This is a genomic window from Kribbella speibonae (genome assembly GCF_004331375.1).
GTDB classification, from domain to species: domain Bacteria; phylum Actinomycetota; class Actinomycetes; order Propionibacteriales; family Kribbellaceae; genus Kribbella; species Kribbella sindirgiensis.
Map to the genome: position 1 here is coordinate 34,195 of NZ_SJKC01000010.1, position 15,422 is coordinate 49,616.

Below are 15,422 nucleotides of genomic sequence, written 5' to 3' on the forward strand. Positions count from 1 at the left end.
AGACGCGGCCTTGTAGATCGCACCGCGGGGCTGGGTCAGGCTGAGCGGGCGGTGATGGTGGAGGTGGTTGAGGCTCGTTGTACGAGGCGGGTTGGGAGGATGAGGGGGCTTGGGGTGTCGCCGGATGTCAGGGTCAGGAGCATGCGGGCCATTTCGCGGCCGAGGGACTGGATGGGCTGGCTGATCGTGGTCAGGGGCGGGGCGGTGTGGCGGGCCGTTGCGATGTCGTTGAAGCCGACGACTGCCACGTCGCCCGGGACGGATTTGCCGGCGTCTTTCAGCACCCGGAGTGCGCCGATCGCCATCTGGTCGGATGCGACGAACACCGCGTCGAGGTCCGGGTGTCGCGCCAGGAGCTCGGCCATCGCGCGGCCGCCGCCGTCCTCGGTGAAGTCGCCGTGCACCACGCGGCCCGCGTCGAGGCCGGCCACCGCCAGCGCCTCCTGGTAACCCTTGTACCGCGCGGTGCCCGCCCCCTCGTCCATCCGGCCGGTGATGGTCGCGATACGCCTCCGCCCGATCGCGACGAGGTGCTCGGTGGCCAATCGCGCGCCACCCCGGTTGTCGGCGTCGACGTAGTACCGCGGCTCGAAGTTCACGGGCCGGCCGCCGAACACCACGGGTACGTCGGACTGCTCGGCCAACCGTGCGATCGGGTCGTCACCGTGCATGGACATCAGCATCACACCGTCCGCCTGGCGGGTTCGGAGCAACTGCTCCAGCCGGGTCTGACCGCGGGCCGAGGTCGCCAGCATCACCATCAACTCGAGGTCGGTCTCCTCGAGGACGGAGGTGACGCCGACGATCACCTCGGCGAAGAACGGGTCCGCGAACACCTGCGGGTCCTCGGCCGAGAGCGCGAGCACGACCGCGCCGACCTGGTTCGTCGCCAGCGCTCGCGCCGACGCGTTCGGCACGTACCCGAGATCGTGCACCGCGCGCAGCACAGCGTCACGTTTGGCCTTGCTGACATGGGGAGCGTTGTTGATCACCCGCGAGGCGGCCGACCGGGACACACCCGCCCGGCGCGCGACGTCGTCGAGCGTCACCGGCCGGCTGGGGTTCATGATCGGACGGCTCCGTCCATGATCCCGCTGATCAGCTGCCGGCCGAACAGCACGAAGACCACCAGCAACGGGACGATCGCGACCAGCGTGCCGGTGAACATCAGCGTGTAGTCGGTGTAGTACTGCGTCGCGAGCTGGCTCAGCGAGAACTGCACTGTCGGGTTGTCGGCCTCCAGGACCGCGAGCGGCCAGAGGAACTCGTTCCACGTTCCCATGAAGGTGAACAGCCCCAGCACGGCCGCGCCCGGGCGCAGTGCCGGCGACACCACGCGCAGGAACAGGCCGAACGTCGTACAGCCGTCCAGCCGCGCCGCCTCGATGAGCTCGTCCGGTACGGCGCGTTCGGCGTACTGGCGCATCAGGAAGACACCGAACGCCGACACCAGGAACGGGACGATCACGGCCTGGAGGTGGTTCTGCCAGCCGAGTTTCACCATCACCATGTAGAGCGGCACGATGCCCATCTGGACCGGCACCATCATCGTGGCCAGTACCGACAGCAGCAGCACGTTGCGCCCGCGGAACCGGAGCTTGGCGAACGCGAAACCGGCCAGTGAGGAGAAGAACACCACCGACACCGTCACGCACACCGAGGCGATCGCGGAGTTCAGCAGACCGCGCGCGAAATGGGCCTCCGCCGCCTCGGGCCCGAACAGCCGCTGTAGGTTCTCCATCAGATTGCCGCCCGGAAGCAGCGGCGGCGGGAACTCGCCCACCACATCGTTGGACCGGGTCGCGACCACGAAAAGCCAGTACAGCGGGAACACCGACAGCACCAGGCTGACGACCAGCGTCAGGTAGACCAGGCTGTTGCCCTGCGTACGGCGCTTCACTGCGTTCCTCCTCGAACCATCCGGCCGACCACCGCGTTCACGACACCGGCGATCACCGTGAGCAGAAAGATCACCACCGCGACCGCCGACCCGTAGCCGTAGTCGAAGTTCTGGAAGCTCTGCTCGAACATGTACATCGCGATCGTCTGGAACTGCCGCAGGCTGCCACCGGACACGTCCCCCTGACCGAACAGCAGCGGCTCCGTGAACAGCTGCATACCGCCGATCGTGGACATCACCACGGTGAAGATCAGCGCCGGCCGGATCAGCGGCACCGTGATGCTCCGGAACTGCCGCACCGGGCCGGCGCCGTCGATCTGCGCCGCCTCGTAGAGGTCGCGCGAGATCGATTGCATCGCCGCGAGGTAGATCAATGCGTTGTAGCCGGTCCAGCGCCAGTTCACCATGCTCGCGACCGCGACCCAGGAGCCCCCGCGACTCGCCTGCCAGTCGACCGGGCCCACGCTGAACAGGTGCAGCAGGCCGTTCACCAGGCCGGTGTCGCGTCCGTACAACTGCCCGAAGACGATCGCCACCGCGGCCACCGACGTCACGACCGGAATGAGTACGCCGAGGCGGAAGAACAGCAGCGCCCGGATCGGGCGGTTCAGCAACGCCGCGAGAATGAGTGCCCCGAGCAACTGCGGCACCGTGGCGAGGACCAGCAGCCCCAGCGTGTTCAGCAACGCGTTCCAGAAGTCGGGATCGGCCAGCAGCGTCGAGTAGTTGCCGAACCCGATCAGACCGGCGTCGCCGGTGAGGTCCCACTTGTGCAGCGACACCACGACCGTGTAGCCCAGTGGGAACAGGCCGAACGCCGCGAACAGCACGAAGAACGGCGCGACGAACAGGTACGGCGAACCGTGCAGATCCAACCGGCTCCAAGCACCGGCCCGCGCACGCCGGCGCCGATCGACCACCACGCCGTCGCCGCGGGCCTGCTGCTTGAGGGTCGTCACTTACCGCCCGCCCGCTTCGCGTCCGACAGCGCCTTGTCCCAGGCCTCGCCGGGCTTCAGCTTCCCCTGCTCGATCGCGGTCAGCGCGTCGCCGATCGCGTCGCCGACGACCTGGTTGTCCGGCCCGAGATAGACAGGCTTCAGGCTCTTCGCCGAGGTGCCGAAGATCTTGCCGACCGGCGCGTTGTTGAAGTACTTGTTCACCGCGCCGGACACCGCCGCGCTGTCGATGGCCGCCGGCGAGGACGGGAAGTTGTTCTTCGCCTTGAACGCCGCGGTCTGGCCGTCGGGACTGGTCAGGAACTTGGCCAGCTCGGCCGCCTCCTTCGGATGCTTGCTCTGCGTCGGTACGGCGAGGAACGACCCGCCGCGGACCGCCCCCTCCCCTGGCACCCGGGCGACGTCCCACTTGCCCGAGTTCCCCGGGCCGGCCTGGTCCTGGATGATGCCGAGCATCCACGCCGGACAGGGAATCGTCGCGAACGTGCCCTTCTTGAACCCAGCGTTCCACTGCGGGCTCCAGGTCGTGAGCTTGCCGGACAGCCCCGCGTCGATCATCGCGACGGTCTGGTCCCACGCCTTCCGGACGCCGGGGTTGCTGTCGACGATCAGCTTGTTGTCGCGATCGAAGTACGTCGTGTCGCCCTGCTGCATCAGGATGTTCTGGTAGAGCGCGCCCGAGCTGTCGTAGAAGCTGGCGCCGGTGTTCGCGGCGGTGAACTTCTTGCCGGTGGCGAGGTAGTCGTCCCAGCTGGGCCACAACGCACCGACCTTGTCCCGCTCGGTCGGCAGGCCGGCCTTGGCGAACAGGTCGGTCCGGTAGCACATCCCCTGGGCGCCGACGTCGGTCCCGAGCCCGATCAGCTTCTTGCCGTCGGTGGTCAGCGCCTGGTTCCACTTCCAGTCCAGGAAGTTGCTCTTCAGACTGCCGGCGTCGTAGTCGAGCAGGTTGACGAACTGGTCCGGCTTCGCCATCAGCTTGACCAGAATGCCTTCTTCGAGGGCGACGACGTCACCGGCTCCGCTGCCCGCGGTCAGCCACTGCTGCAGCTTGGGCGTGTAGTCGCCGAGCTGCGCGATGTTCTCCTGCTTGATCTTGATCCCGGGATGACTCGCCTCGTACTGCGTGTACAGGTCCTCGTACCCGAACTGGCTGAAGGTCTTCACGGTCAGCGTGATCGCGCCGCCGTCCGAACTGGCGCCGTCCTTGTCCCCGCCACCGCAGCCTGCGATCAGGCCTGCCACCGCCAGCGCGGCGACGGACATCTTCAACAGGCCGGGTCTTCCTGGAAACCACTGTGTCGACATGGACCCTCCTTGGACGGAAACTGGGAGCGCTTCCGGTCGAAGATAGAGGACCGATGGTTTCGCTGGGAAGACCCCAATTCACCTGAGTTTGGGCATTGACAGGCCTCGCCGCGGTCGGCAGCATGCTGACGCAGACGACCGTTGACCGGTCGAATATTGCAAGCGCTCCCACCGCCGGAGGCAGTCCATGCCCACCAACCACCCCACGGCGCCGACACTCCCCCGCAGGCTGCGACGCGCTCCCGCCGGCCTGATCGCCCTGGCCTTGCTCCTGCCGGTCGGCCTCGTCGCCGCACGACCCGCCGCGGCCGACGGACCGCCGTACGAGCGCGTCCTCAACGGAACCTTCGACACCGGCAAGGATCCGTGGTGGAGCAACATCCCCGCCGATGTGGCCGACGGGAGGCTCTGCGCGCAGATCCCGGCCGGCACGGTCAATCCCTGGGACGCGATGATCGGCCAGGACGACGTACCGCTCGAGTCCGGGCAGCTGTACACGATTCGGTTCGAGGCGTCGGCCAGCCGGCCGGTCCAGTTCCGCACCGCACTGCAACAGGCGGCCGCGCCGTACGGCACGGTCCTCAACCAGCCGGTGTCCGTTGACACCACACCGAAGACCGTCGAGTTCACCGCGACCTCGCCGGTCACCGACACGCACGGCCAGGTGTCGTTCCAGGCCGGCGGTGCGGCCGACGCGTACACGCTGTGCATCGACAACGTCTCGGTCGTCGGCGGTGTGGTGCCACCTGGTGGGGTACGAGACTTCGGCCCGCCGGTGCGCGTCAACCAGGTCGGCTATCTCACGACCGGCCCGAAACGCGCGACGTTCGTCACGACCGAGACCACGGCGCTCGACTGGCGGTTGCTCGACAACGCGAACAAGGTCGTTGCCACCGGCAAGACCTCGCCGTACGGCGCCGACGCACCGTCCGGCGACAGCGTCCAACTGATCGACTTCGGCCGGTACCACCGCAGCGGAACCGGCTTCCGGCTCGCCGTCGGTGACGCGGTCAGCGACCCGTTCGCGATCGGCGACCAGATCTACTCGACCCTGCGCAAGGACGCGCTCGAGTACTTCTACAACAACCGCAGCGGCCTCCCGATCGAGGCGAAGTACGTTGGCGATGCCTACGCGCGACCGGCCGGTCACGTCGGCGTCGCACCCAACCAGGGCGACGTCTCCGTGCCCTGCTTCCCGGGGACGTGCGACTACAGCCTCGACGTCAGCGGCGGTTGGTACGACGCCGGCGACCACGGCAAGTACGTCGTCAACGGCGCCCTCGCTGCGTGGCAGTTGCTCGATCTGTACGACGAGACCGGTCCTGGCGTCAGCCTGAAGATCCCCGAGGCGGGCAACCGCACACCAGATGTGCTCGACGAGGCCAAGTGGGAGCTGGACTTCCTCCTCCGGATGCAGGTTCCGGCCGGTCAGCCGCTGGCGGGAATGGTCCATCATTCGATCCACGACGAGAAGTGGACGGGTCTTCCGCTGCTGCCGTCGGCGGATCCGCAACGGCGGTACCTCTACCCGCCGTCCACCGCCGCGACCCTCAACGTCGCCGCGGTCGGCGCCCGCTGCGCGCGGGTGTACGCGAAGTGGGACAAGGCGTTCGCGGCCCGCTGTCTGTCCGCGGCTCGGACCGCATGGAACGCCGCTCGGCAGCACCCGGACCTCTACGCGCCACCTGGCGGCGAGGGTGGCGGGGCGTACGACGACACGAATGCGTCCGACGAGTTCTCCTGGGCCGCCGCGGAGTTGTTCGCGACCACGGGCGCCTCGTCGTACAAGAAGTTCATCACCACGACGCTGACCGTCGACGGCTTCTCCTGGAGGGACACCGGCGGCCTCGCGGACCTCGCCCTGGCGCGAACACCTTGGCGGCTCCCTCTGGTCGACCGGCTGAGGCTGGCTCAACGGGTCGCGAAGGTGGCTGACACGTACGTCGCCAACGTGAGGTCGCAGGGGTACGCCAATCCGTACAAGCCCGCCGACGGACAGTACGTCTGGGGTTCCAACAGCGCGGTGACCAACAGCGCGATGATCCTCGCCATCGCTCACGACCTCACCGGCCGCCGGACCTATCGGGACGCCGCACTGGAGTCGATGGACTATCTGCTCGGCCGCAACGCCGTCGGTACGTCGTACGTCACCGGCTACGGCACGCGGTACAGCCACAACCAGCACCACCGCTTCTGGGCGCACTCCCTGAACCCGGCGCTCCCGTCGCCGTACCCGGGATCGATCGCCGGCGGCCCGAACTCCGGCCTCCAGGATCCCGTTGCCCAGCGCAACCTCCAGGGCTGCGCCCCGGCCAAGTGCTACATCGACGAGATCGGCTCCTACTCCACCAACGAGGTCGCGGTGAACTGGAACTCGGCCCTCGCCTGGGCCGCGGCCTTCGCCGACGCCAGCTGAAACTGCACGCTTTCCCGGATCACCGCCCCGTACCCGAGACAGGAGAAGCAGCATGAGATGGATCCTCCGAGGCCTGGTCGCCTCCGCCCTGACGCTTGCGGCCGTCGTCCCCGCGATCCAGGGCGCCGTCGCCGCCACCGAGCTTCTGCAGAACGGTGGTTTCAGTTCCGGTACGACGTCCTGGTGGAGCACCGGCAACACGCCTCTCAGCGTCGACGCCGGCCGCCTCAAGGCCGCCGTACCAGAGGGAACCGCGAACAAGTGGGACGCGATGCTCGGCCAGAAGACGCCGGCCTTCGCCATTCACCAAGGACGTCAGTACACCTTGTCGTTCGACGCCTCAGCGAGCGCGAGCCGGCAAGTGCGGACAACCGTGCAGCAGAACACCGATCCTTATCCCGCGACGCTGGACACCCTGTTCACCGTCGACACCACCACCCGGCACTTCAGCTTTCCCTTCACCGGATCGCTCGAGACCGCGAACGCCGAACTCACGTTCCAGCTCGGCGGTCTCGCCGGCGGCGCCTACACCGTCTGGTTCGACAACGTCTCGCTGACCGACTCCACCGGCACCGCGGCCGGTGACCCGACACAGATGACGAGCGGGTTCTACGTCGATCCGAACTCCAACCCCGCCACCTGGGTCCAGAACAACCCGAACGACGGGCGCACGGCGGCGATCCAGTCGTCGATCGCGACCAAGCCGATGGCGCGCTGGTTCGGTAACTGGAGCGGCGACATCGGCGCCGCGGTGGGTGGCTTCGTCGGCGCCGCGGACGCCGCGGACAAGCTCCCGGTTCTCGTCGCGTACAACATCCCCGGCCGGGACGCGTGCGGCGGCCAGTCCGGCGGTGGCGCGGGTTCGCCGGCGGCGTACCGGACCTGGATCCAGAGCTTCGCGAGTGCGATCGGCACGCGGCCCGCGCTCGTGATCATCGAGCCCGACTCCCTGGGCGACTTCAACTGCATGAGCCAGGCGCAGATCGACGAGCGCAACGGGATGCTGAGTTACGCCGTACAGCAGTTCAAGAACTCGGCGCCGAACACGTGGGCCTACCTCGACGGCGGGAACGCCGGCTGGGTCGCGGCGAACGTGATGGCCCAGCGCCTGACCGGCGCCGGACTGGCCGACGCGCACGGCTTCTCCCTGAACGTGTCGAACTACTACACCACCGCGGAGACGGTTGCCTATGGCAACTCCGTGCAGGGGAACCTCCCGGCGAGCAAGCCCTTCGTCGTCGACACCAGCCGCAACGGCAACGGCGCGAACGGCGAGTGGTGCAACCCACCCGGCCGCAAGCTCGGCGCCACGTCCCAGCTCGGCGGCGGTCCCGAGATGCAGCTGTGGATCAAGGTCCCCGGCGACTCGGACGGATCCTGCGGCATCGGCGCGGGCATCCCGGCCGGAACGTTCAGCCCCGACCTGGCAACCCGCCTGATCAACGGAAACTGACCTCGTGAACAAGCCCGCTGCAGCCCTGACCGCTGCCTTGCTGCTCGCATCCGCTACCGGAGTCGCGTACGCCGCCCCGGACGATCCATCCACCTACTACATCGACTCGGCCGCGGGGAACGACGCGAACGCCGGTACCGTCGACAAGCCCTGGAAGAGTCTCGCCAAGGTCAACGGGTCGGAGTTCGGGCCCGATGACCAGATCCTGTTCAAGCGCGGCGGTTCCTGGACCGGCACGCTGGAGCTGTCGTCGTCCGGAGCCACGGATCACCCGATCGTGGTCGGGGCCTACGGCTCCGGTGCGCTGCCGAAGATCGGCGGTCCGGTGCTGAACTGCGTGCACGTCACCGGCTCGGACATCTTCATCGGCGACCTGCGCGCGAGCGGGTGCAACTGGGCCGGGTTCGAGCTCGTCGGCGACGGCATCGTGATGGACACGGTGCAGGCCGACAACAACGTCGCCGGCGTCTCGATCGTCGACGGCTCGGACTGGAACGAGATCCGCTGGAGCACGCTCGTCGACAACAACAAGATGAGCGTCAACGACACCGATCCGGACAACGACTCCGGTGCGTTCGGCGTACTGGTGAACGGCGACGACAACAAGATCCACCACAACACCATCAGCGGCAGCTTCGCCACCAGCATCGACTACACCTACGACGGCGCCGCGGTCGAGATCTTCAACGGCGACCGCAACCACATCGAGTACAACAAGACGGCGAACAACGACACGTTCACCGAGCTCGGTCACGAGTCCGGCCAGACCTCTGACGACAACGTGTTCGCGTACAACAGCGTCACGTCGAACCAGCCGTCCGGGACCTTCCTGATCACCCGCGGCGCGCAGAGCAACATCGGTCCCGTCCTGCGCACGCTCGCGATCAACAACTCGGTCAACCTCCCGAACGGCGACGGGTGGAGCTGCGACGCGGGCTGCGGGCCGGACATCCTCAAGCTGCGCAACAACATCGTCAAGGTCGGCAAGAAGGTCGGGTACGACGACTCCTTCGACACCGGCAACCCGGCCGACGCCGCCGACGAGGACCGCGGCGTGTACCAAGGCAGCGTCTATCAGTTCACGCCCGGCGCACACTCGGTCAAAGCCGACCCGCTCTACACCAGCGCCACCGACCTCCGACTGAAGGCGGGCAGCCCCGCGATCGGCCGCGCCGAGAACTCCGGCTACCCGTACGACCTGGCCGACAAGCCCCTCACCACCTTGACCAGCTGGGACTCCGGCGCCTACCAACACTGAAACCGACCTGGGGGTGGCGTCCTGCCACCCCCAGCTCATCAGTTGATGGTGAAGGTCATCGCGGTGTAGTCGTACGTGATCGCGTACGGCTTGAAGAACTCGTGAGCGAAACCCGCGAGAGTGTCGAAGCCGAACAGATCCCGCCACGGCCAGGCTCCGGCCAGACCGGGTAGATCACGACCGATTGTCGACCCCAGCTTGCTCCGGGCCGGCTGGATCCGGTAGCAGGTCATGTTGCCTGCCGGGATCGGATGGGCGTAGTCGATCTCGATCCCGGCCCGGAGCGCGTGCTGCTCGGTGGTCAGAACGCCCATCCCGATCGCACCCGTGTCCAGCGCGACCACTCCAGGCCCGTGACCGTTCAGGCTGCCGAGAGTGCACGGGATGTGATCGCCGGCCAGCCACAGCGGAAGCCGGTCACCTCCAGCAGACTCTCGCCGGAACGCCTGCTGCTGGCCCACCGTCTTTCGGCGAAGCACCAGCCCGCGGCCGGCGTAGTCCATCGTGGTCAGGAAACGTTGGATCAGCTCGGTCCCGATCACGCCTGCCGGGAACGTGCCGTCCGGCAAGCGAGGCACCCGCAGGTCGAACCACACGACCGGGACATCGTGCAAGACGATGTCGCCGAGCCGAAACGAGTCCAGAATCCCGTGAGACGTCTCCAGCGTCTGACCAGCCGGGTAGCTGACACTCGTCGCCAGTGCACGCAGGCCGAGGCGCTGCGCCGTCTCGGTGGTCAGCGAGAGTATGCCGCCACCGGTGTCCATGATGAAGTTGTCCGCCGCGCGCCCGTTCATCGCGGCTTGTACGCCGGGCAGCGGGTCCACGCAGAACATCGGTACGCGCGTCCGTTGCGGTCCGCTGATCCGGTACGGCGTACCCCGCAGTGTGCCGTACTGAGTGGCGAGCGCAGCGTCGTACTGGTCTCCCGTCCGCCGGAACCACGGGACCGCTCGAGCCGCGAGGTCCTGCCGTACGAAACACTCGGCCAACTGGCGCTGCGAGAAGGTGTCGGTCGGATTGACGCGGACCGCTGCGGTCAGGAACCGCTCGGCGGTGGCGAACGTGTTCGACAGCAAGGCGATCCGGCCGCGCTGCGCGAGCGCGCGGGCGTTCCGTGGATCGCGGTGGCGGTACTGCCAGGCAGCAGAACACCGGCGGCTGCGATTCCGGCTCCACGAAGGACACCGCGCCGCCCGATCAGAGCATCTGAGTCATTCATCCCACGAGCCAACCCGGCCGCCCGTTTCCTGCGTGTTTCCCATCAGGTGAAATGTTTGCCTGCGGCACCGGACATCTGTGGGGTGAGGTCCGATGACGAAGGAGAGACACGTGCGGAAGAGACGATTGGCTGCGGCGGCGCTGTTACTGGCGCTCGTACCGATTCAGCAGCAGCAGGCGGACGCTGCCCCCAAGGCTCGAACCGTCACCCTCATCACCGGTGACAAGGTCGTCGTGAAGGGCGACGCCGTGACGGTTTCTCGCCCAGCCGGCCGCGAGAAGGTCGGGTTCGAGGTACGCCGGACGCCGCACGAATGGACCGTCATCCCCGCGGACGTCCGGGGCGACGTCGCGACCGGCAAGCTCGACCGGCGGCTGTTCGATCTCGACGTTCTCCTCCGCGACGGGTACGACGACTCGGCCCGCGGCGACATCCCGCTGATCATCACCGGCGCACCGACCCGGAAACCCGCCGAACTGAAGCTGTCGAAGACCACCGCGCCCGGATTCCTGCAGCGGACGCGGTCAGCCGGGACGAAAGTCTGGCTCGACGCCAAACTGCACACCTCCCTCGACAAGAGCGTCCCGCAGATCGGCGCCCCGACCGCCTGGAAGGCCGGCTACACCGGCAAGGGCGTCACCGTCGCCGTCCTCGACAGCGGTATCGACGCGACCCATCCGGACCTGACCGGCAAGGTCGTCGCTGCTCACAACTTCACCACTGACCCGGCGGCGGACGTCTTCGGCCACGGCACGCACGTCGCCGCCACAGTCGCCGGCCGGGGTGCCGACGGGTACAAGGGTGTCGCTCCGGACGCGACGCTGCTCGACGGCAAGGTCTGCGACGACACCGGCGGTTGCGCCGAGTCCGACGTACTCGAAGGTATCGAGTGGGCCGTCGCCCAGAAGGCGAAAGTGGTCAACCTCAGCCTCGGCGGATCGCAGGAAGGCGGCCCGCTCGACCAGGCCATCGACCGCATCACGAAGCAGACCGGCACCCTGTTCGTCATTGCCGCCGGCAACTTCGGCGTCGTCGAATCGCCTGGTACGGCGGCCTCGGGGCTGACCGTCGGCGCGGTCGACCGGGACGAGAAGCTGGCCGGCTTCTCCGGCCGCGGTCCGACGGACCAGGGCGCGATCAAACCCGACGTGACCGCCCCGGGCGTCGGCATCGTCGCGGCCAGGTCAGCTGCCTCGCACCCTCAGGACCCGGTCGGCGACAAGTACACCCGGATGACCGGCACCTCGATGGCCACTCCCCACGTGGCCGGCACCGCGGCCCTGCTCGCCCAACAGCACCCCACCTGGAAGGCGACCGAACTGAAGGCCGCGATCACGTCGTCGGCGAAGACGAACCCCGCGCTCAAGCCGTACGAGCAGGGCTCCGGCCGCGTCGACGCCGCCCGCGCCGTCCAGCAGACGGTCATCGCCACCACGACCAACGTGTCCTTCGGCACGGCGCTGTGGCCGCACGCCGACGATAAGCCTGTCACCAAGGACGTCACCTTCGAGAACACCGCGAGTACGCCCGTCACGCTTAACCTCCAGGCTTCGCTCGAGAACGGCACGACGGCCGGTGTGTTGACACTGAGTACCAGCCAGCTGACCGTGCCGGCCAAGGGAAGTGCGTCCGTCAAGGTCACGTCCGAGACCGCGCACGACGGACCTGACGGTCTGTACACCGGTCGGCTCACCGCGACCGCGGGCAGCCAGCAGATCGGCGTACCCCTGGTCGTCGACAAGGAGGTCGAGAGCTACAACGTCGCGCTGACCGCCCTCGGCCCGGACGGCAAGCCGCTCCCGGCGGATCGTGCGATGCCCTCGCTGCAGAACCTGGACACCTTCGCGTCCGAGGAGCCCGGCCGGGTGCCCAAGGGCCGGTACGCGCTCGACGTCACGATGTTCGGACCGGCCGGTGAGCACTACCGGATCGTCCAGCCCGAGATCGACGTACGACGCGACCTGAAGCTGGTCGTGGACGCACGGAAGGCCAAGCCCGTAACAGTCACGGTGCCTCGTCAGGACGCCCAGACCTTCGTGGTCTTCTTCGGATATCAGCTCAAGAACAAGGCCGGCGATTCGGTGCTGACGTTCAACCTGCAGCCGCGCGGCGAGAAGCTGTACCTCGGCCGGATGGGACCCGCTGTCCCGGCTGAGCAGTTCCAGGGCTTCGTCGCGTCGTACGTCGGTCGTCTCGCCGCGGACGGCACGCTGACCGGCACGCCGTACCTCTACGGCCTGATCGACACGCAGCGCGGCCACTTCTTCAACGGCCTGCAGCGCAGGGTGTACTCCGATCGCCAGCTCGCACATGTCGTCGTCAAGTACAACGGTCCGGCCGGCGCGCAGGAGGACTGGCAACTCGTCGGCCGCCGGCCCGGCGTCAACACGCTCCCGATCGGAGCACCGGCCAAGCTCCCGCAGACAGTGCACCAGTACTTGCAACCTCAGACCGACTGGCAGCAGGCCCTCGGCGACACCAGGCCGGAACCGCGCCAGTACGAGGCAGGAACCACGACGTACGAAACCCTGACGCTCAAGTAGTGGCGTCGGGGGTGATGAGCTCGACCTCGTTCTCGCGGAGGGCGCGGACGAGGTCGGGCGGGGGTGCCGTGTCGGTGACGAAATAGTCGGCGGCCGCGAGGTCGGCCACCTGGGCGAAGAGCCGGCGACCGAACTTGGAGGAGTCGGCCAGGATCGCCACCCGCGCGGCCCGCGAGATCATCTCCCGCATCATGGCCGCGTCGGCGAGGTTGCTGGTCGTGTACCCACCCTCGACCGAGACCGCCCCGACCCCGATCAGCGCCAGATCGCAACTGACGTCCAGGTCGGCCCCGCCGGCCGACGGCAGGCTGATCGGGCCGGTGGTGGTCAGCGAGAGCGTCCGGACCGCACCGCCGAACACGTACACCTCTCGGATCGTCGACTCCGGCAGCGCCGGCGGCACGAGCAGGCTGTTGGTCGCCACGGTGAGGTCGCGGTGGTCGCGCAGATTCCTCGCGACGGCGAGTGTCGTCGTACCGCCGTTCATCATGATGACCGAGCCGTCCTTGACCAGGGCCGCGGCCAGCTTCGCGATCTGCTCCTTCTCGTGCTTCTCGAGCGTGAGCCGGACGTCGACGGTCCGGTCGACCCGGGAGATGCTCGACTGGCTGACCGCTCCGCCGTACGTGCGCACGAGGACGCCGTCCGCGCTCAACTGGTCGAGGTCGCGGCGGATCGTGTCGATGGAGACGCCGAAGCGCTCGGCCAGATCGGTGACCGTGACCTCGCCGGTCTCGGCGACGTAGGCGGCCAGCTTGGCCTTGCGTCCGGCCGGCAGGCGGCGCTGCCTGTCCTCGTTGTCCACGGCCACAGATCTTCCCATCTTTGCGGTAGTTGCGTGCGGTTCTGCGCCCTACTCTCACACAGATGCCGCAGAACTGCACGACTCTGCGGTCTTTAGCAATATTCTGCAGCTCTCACTCTTGTAGGCCGGGTAACCTGCTGTTAACGTGGCGAAATCCTGCAAAGAGCAGTAAGACCTTGACATGAAGGAGGTCGCGATGAGCGGAAGCGGCACCCGGGTGCGCAACCGGCTGAGGCAGCTGATCGGGGTGACGGCGGTGACCGCGATGGCCACCACCGCGGTCGCGTGTGGTTCGGACGGGGGGTCGAACGAAGAATCCAGCGGCGGCGGGACCGTCACGCTGGAGTTCGCGCAGTGGTGGGCGCCGGAGCTCCCCGAGGGGTCGTTCGACAAGCTCATGACCGAGTTCACCGCCCAGAACCCGAACATCAAGGTCAAGCTGCTGAGCGGGCCGTACGCCTCCACCAAACAGCAGTTGGTGGCCGGAGCCGCCTCGAAGACGCTGCCCGACGTGGTCGGCCTGGACGGCGCGTGGGTCAGCGACTTCGCGAAGCAGGGAGCCATCGCCGACCTGACCGAGCTGATGGCCGACGCGAAGTACGACTCCGGCCAGCTCGCGAGTCAGATCAAGATCAAGGACAAGACCTACATGGTCCCCGTGGTCAACTTCGTGTATCCCCTGTTCGTGAACAACGACCTGCTGAAGAAGGCCGGGGTCACGACGCCGCCGACCACGCGGACGCAGTTCCTCGAGGCCGCCAAGAAGGTCAGCGCACTCGGCGGGAACGTCAAGGGCTGGGCACTCCCCCTCGACACCGCCGTACCGAACGGCATCCAGAACGACGTGATGTCGTGGCTGTGGGCCTCGGGCGGCAGCATGCTCACCGAGGACGGCAAGGCCAACCTGACCAGCGACCAGGTGAAGGGCACCGTCGAGTTCGTCAAGAGCCTGAACGACGCGAACGTGATCGCGCCCGGTTCGCTGACGATGAAGGAGCAGGACAAGGTCGAGAAGTTCACCACCGGTCAGGTCGGCATGGTGATCGACTCCCTGGCGCACATCACGCTGATCAAGAAGAACAACCCCAAGCTCAACTTCACCGTGACCCCGATCCCGGCCGAGGACAGCTACACCGGCAAACGCGGTATCCCCTACGCGTCCTGGGGTATCGGCGTCTCGAACTCCTCCAAGCACAAGGCCGAGGCGTTCAAGCTGGTCGAGTTCCTGATGAGCAAGCAGACGAACGCCCAGCTGAGCACGCTGGCCAACGGGTTCCCCGGCAACAAGACCGCCACACCGGACTTCACCAAGAGCGACCCGCTGTTCAAGACGGCGTTCGGCATCTACCAGGCGGGCTATCCGGCCAACGAGTTCGTCGGCCTGCCGAAGTCCGAGGACCTGATGCGCAGCTTCGACGAGCAGCTTCAGCTCACCCTCACCGGCAAGCAGAGCGTCGACGACACGCTGAAGAAGGCGCAGGAGTCCTGGTCGTCCGATCTGAGCTAGCTCAGTCCGGGGCCGCGGCGGATGGCCGCCGCGGCCCGGGACAAGGAGATAT

11 protein-coding genes are annotated in these 15,422 nt (G+C 67.5%); 5 read left to right on the top strand and 6 right to left on the bottom strand.

Annotated features, from left to right (window positions below):
• Nucleotides 1-35: 35 nt before the first annotated feature.
• Genes E0H92_RS42725 through E0H92_RS42740 form a run of 4 tightly spaced genes read right to left on the bottom strand, consistent with a single transcriptional unit; the run spans nucleotide 36 to nucleotide 4,166 of the window.
• Nucleotides 36-1,067 carry a LacI family DNA-binding transcriptional regulator gene (locus E0H92_RS42725; protein WP_131500332.1) on the bottom strand — a complete coding sequence of 344 codons (1,032 nt, stop codon included), beginning with the start codon at nucleotides 1,065-1,067 and terminating at the stop codon, nucleotides 36-38.
• Nucleotides 1,064-1,900, bottom strand: coding sequence for a carbohydrate ABC transporter permease (locus tag E0H92_RS42730; RefSeq protein WP_165550285.1), 837 nt, complete (start codon nucleotides 1,898-1,900; stop codon nucleotides 1,064-1,066). The genes E0H92_RS42725 and E0H92_RS42730 overlap by 4 nt, the downstream gene beginning before the upstream one ends.
• Entirely contained in the window at nucleotides 1,897-2,859 is a 963-nt protein-coding gene (locus E0H92_RS42735) for a carbohydrate ABC transporter permease (RefSeq protein WP_238152815.1), read from the bottom strand. The genes E0H92_RS42730 and E0H92_RS42735 overlap by 4 nt, the downstream gene beginning before the upstream one ends.
• A complete protein-coding gene (locus E0H92_RS42740) occupies nucleotides 2,856-4,166 on the bottom strand; it encodes an ABC transporter substrate-binding protein (RefSeq protein WP_238173841.1) in 1,311 nt (436 codons plus the stop codon). Before E0H92_RS42740 ends, E0H92_RS42735 begins: the two co-directional genes overlap by 4 nt.
• A gap of 187 nt (nucleotides 4,167-4,353) precedes the next feature.
• On the opposite strand from E0H92_RS42740, the gene E0H92_RS42745 reads away from it, so the two are divergent.
• Genes E0H92_RS42745 through E0H92_RS42755 form a run of 3 tightly spaced genes read left to right on the top strand, consistent with a single transcriptional unit; the run spans nucleotide 4,354 to nucleotide 9,293 of the window.
• The gene (locus tag E0H92_RS42745; protein WP_131500333.1) at nucleotides 4,354-6,582 is read left to right on the top strand and encodes a glycoside hydrolase family 9 protein; all 2,229 of its coding nucleotides are present in this window, start codon (nucleotides 4,354-4,356) and stop codon (nucleotides 6,580-6,582) included.
• A 52-nt stretch (nucleotides 6,583-6,634) separates the two neighbouring features.
• Nucleotides 6,635-8,035, top strand: a complete 1,401-nt coding sequence (locus tag E0H92_RS42750) for a glycoside hydrolase family 6 protein (protein ID WP_131500334.1) — start codon at nucleotides 6,635-6,637, stop codon at nucleotides 8,033-8,035.
• Nucleotides 8,036-8,039: 4 nt separating this feature from the next.
• Nucleotides 8,040-9,293: a hypothetical protein gene (locus tag E0H92_RS42755; protein WP_131500335.1), complete on the top strand. Its 1,254-nt coding sequence runs from the start codon at nucleotides 8,040-8,042 to the stop codon at nucleotides 9,291-9,293.
• A 38-nt stretch (nucleotides 9,294-9,331) separates the two neighbouring features.
• Here E0H92_RS42755 and E0H92_RS42760 read toward each other — a convergent pair whose 3' ends face one another.
• Nucleotides 9,332-10,372, bottom strand: a complete 1,041-nt coding sequence (locus tag E0H92_RS42760) for a retropepsin-like aspartic protease (RefSeq protein ID WP_131500336.1) — start codon at nucleotides 10,370-10,372, stop codon at nucleotides 9,332-9,334.
• Nucleotides 10,373-10,625: 253 nt separating this feature from the next.
• Here E0H92_RS42760 and E0H92_RS42765 point away from each other — a divergent pair, with 253 nt between their 5' ends.
• Nucleotides 10,626-13,058 (top strand): S8 family peptidase, encoded by a 2,433-nt coding sequence (locus tag E0H92_RS42765; protein WP_131500337.1) that lies wholly within the window; start codon nucleotides 10,626-10,628, stop codon nucleotides 13,056-13,058.
• On the opposite strand, the gene E0H92_RS42770 is transcribed toward E0H92_RS42765, so the two are convergent.
• Entirely contained in the window at nucleotides 13,051-13,881 is an 831-nt protein-coding gene (locus E0H92_RS42770; RefSeq protein WP_131296452.1) for a DeoR/GlpR family DNA-binding transcription regulator, read from the bottom strand. The genes E0H92_RS42765 and E0H92_RS42770 overlap by 8 nt on opposite strands.
• Nucleotides 13,882-14,059: 178 nt before the next feature.
• Between E0H92_RS42770 and E0H92_RS42775 the strand changes: the two genes are divergently transcribed.
• Nucleotides 14,060-15,370: an ABC transporter substrate-binding protein gene (locus E0H92_RS42775; protein WP_202874121.1), complete on the top strand. Its 1,311-nt coding sequence runs from the start codon at nucleotides 14,060-14,062 to the stop codon at nucleotides 15,368-15,370.
• Nucleotides 15,371-15,422: the final 52 nt, after the last annotated feature.

Bases quoted from the DNA above. Each gene is read 5' to 3' on its own strand.
- E0H92_RS42770 (WP_131296452.1), bottom strand. From the start codon at position 13,881: ATGGGAAGATCTGTGGCCGTGGACAACGAGGACAGGCAGCGCCGCCTG.
- E0H92_RS42775 (WP_202874121.1), top strand. From the start codon at position 14,060: ATGAGCGGAAGCGGCACCCGGGTGCGCAACCGGCTGAGGCAGCTGATC.
- E0H92_RS42740 (WP_238173841.1), bottom strand. From the start codon at position 4,166: ATGTCGACACAGTGGTTTCCAGGAAGACCCGGCCTGTTGAAGATGTCC.
- E0H92_RS42725 (WP_131500332.1), bottom strand. From the start codon at position 1,067: ATGAACCCCAGCCGGCCGGTGACGCTCGACGACGTCGCGCGCCGGGCG.
- E0H92_RS42750 (WP_131500334.1), top strand. From the start codon at position 6,635: ATGAGATGGATCCTCCGAGGCCTGGTCGCCTCCGCCCTGACGCTTGCG.
- E0H92_RS42745 (WP_131500333.1), top strand. From the start codon at position 4,354: ATGCCCACCAACCACCCCACGGCGCCGACACTCCCCCGCAGGCTGCGA.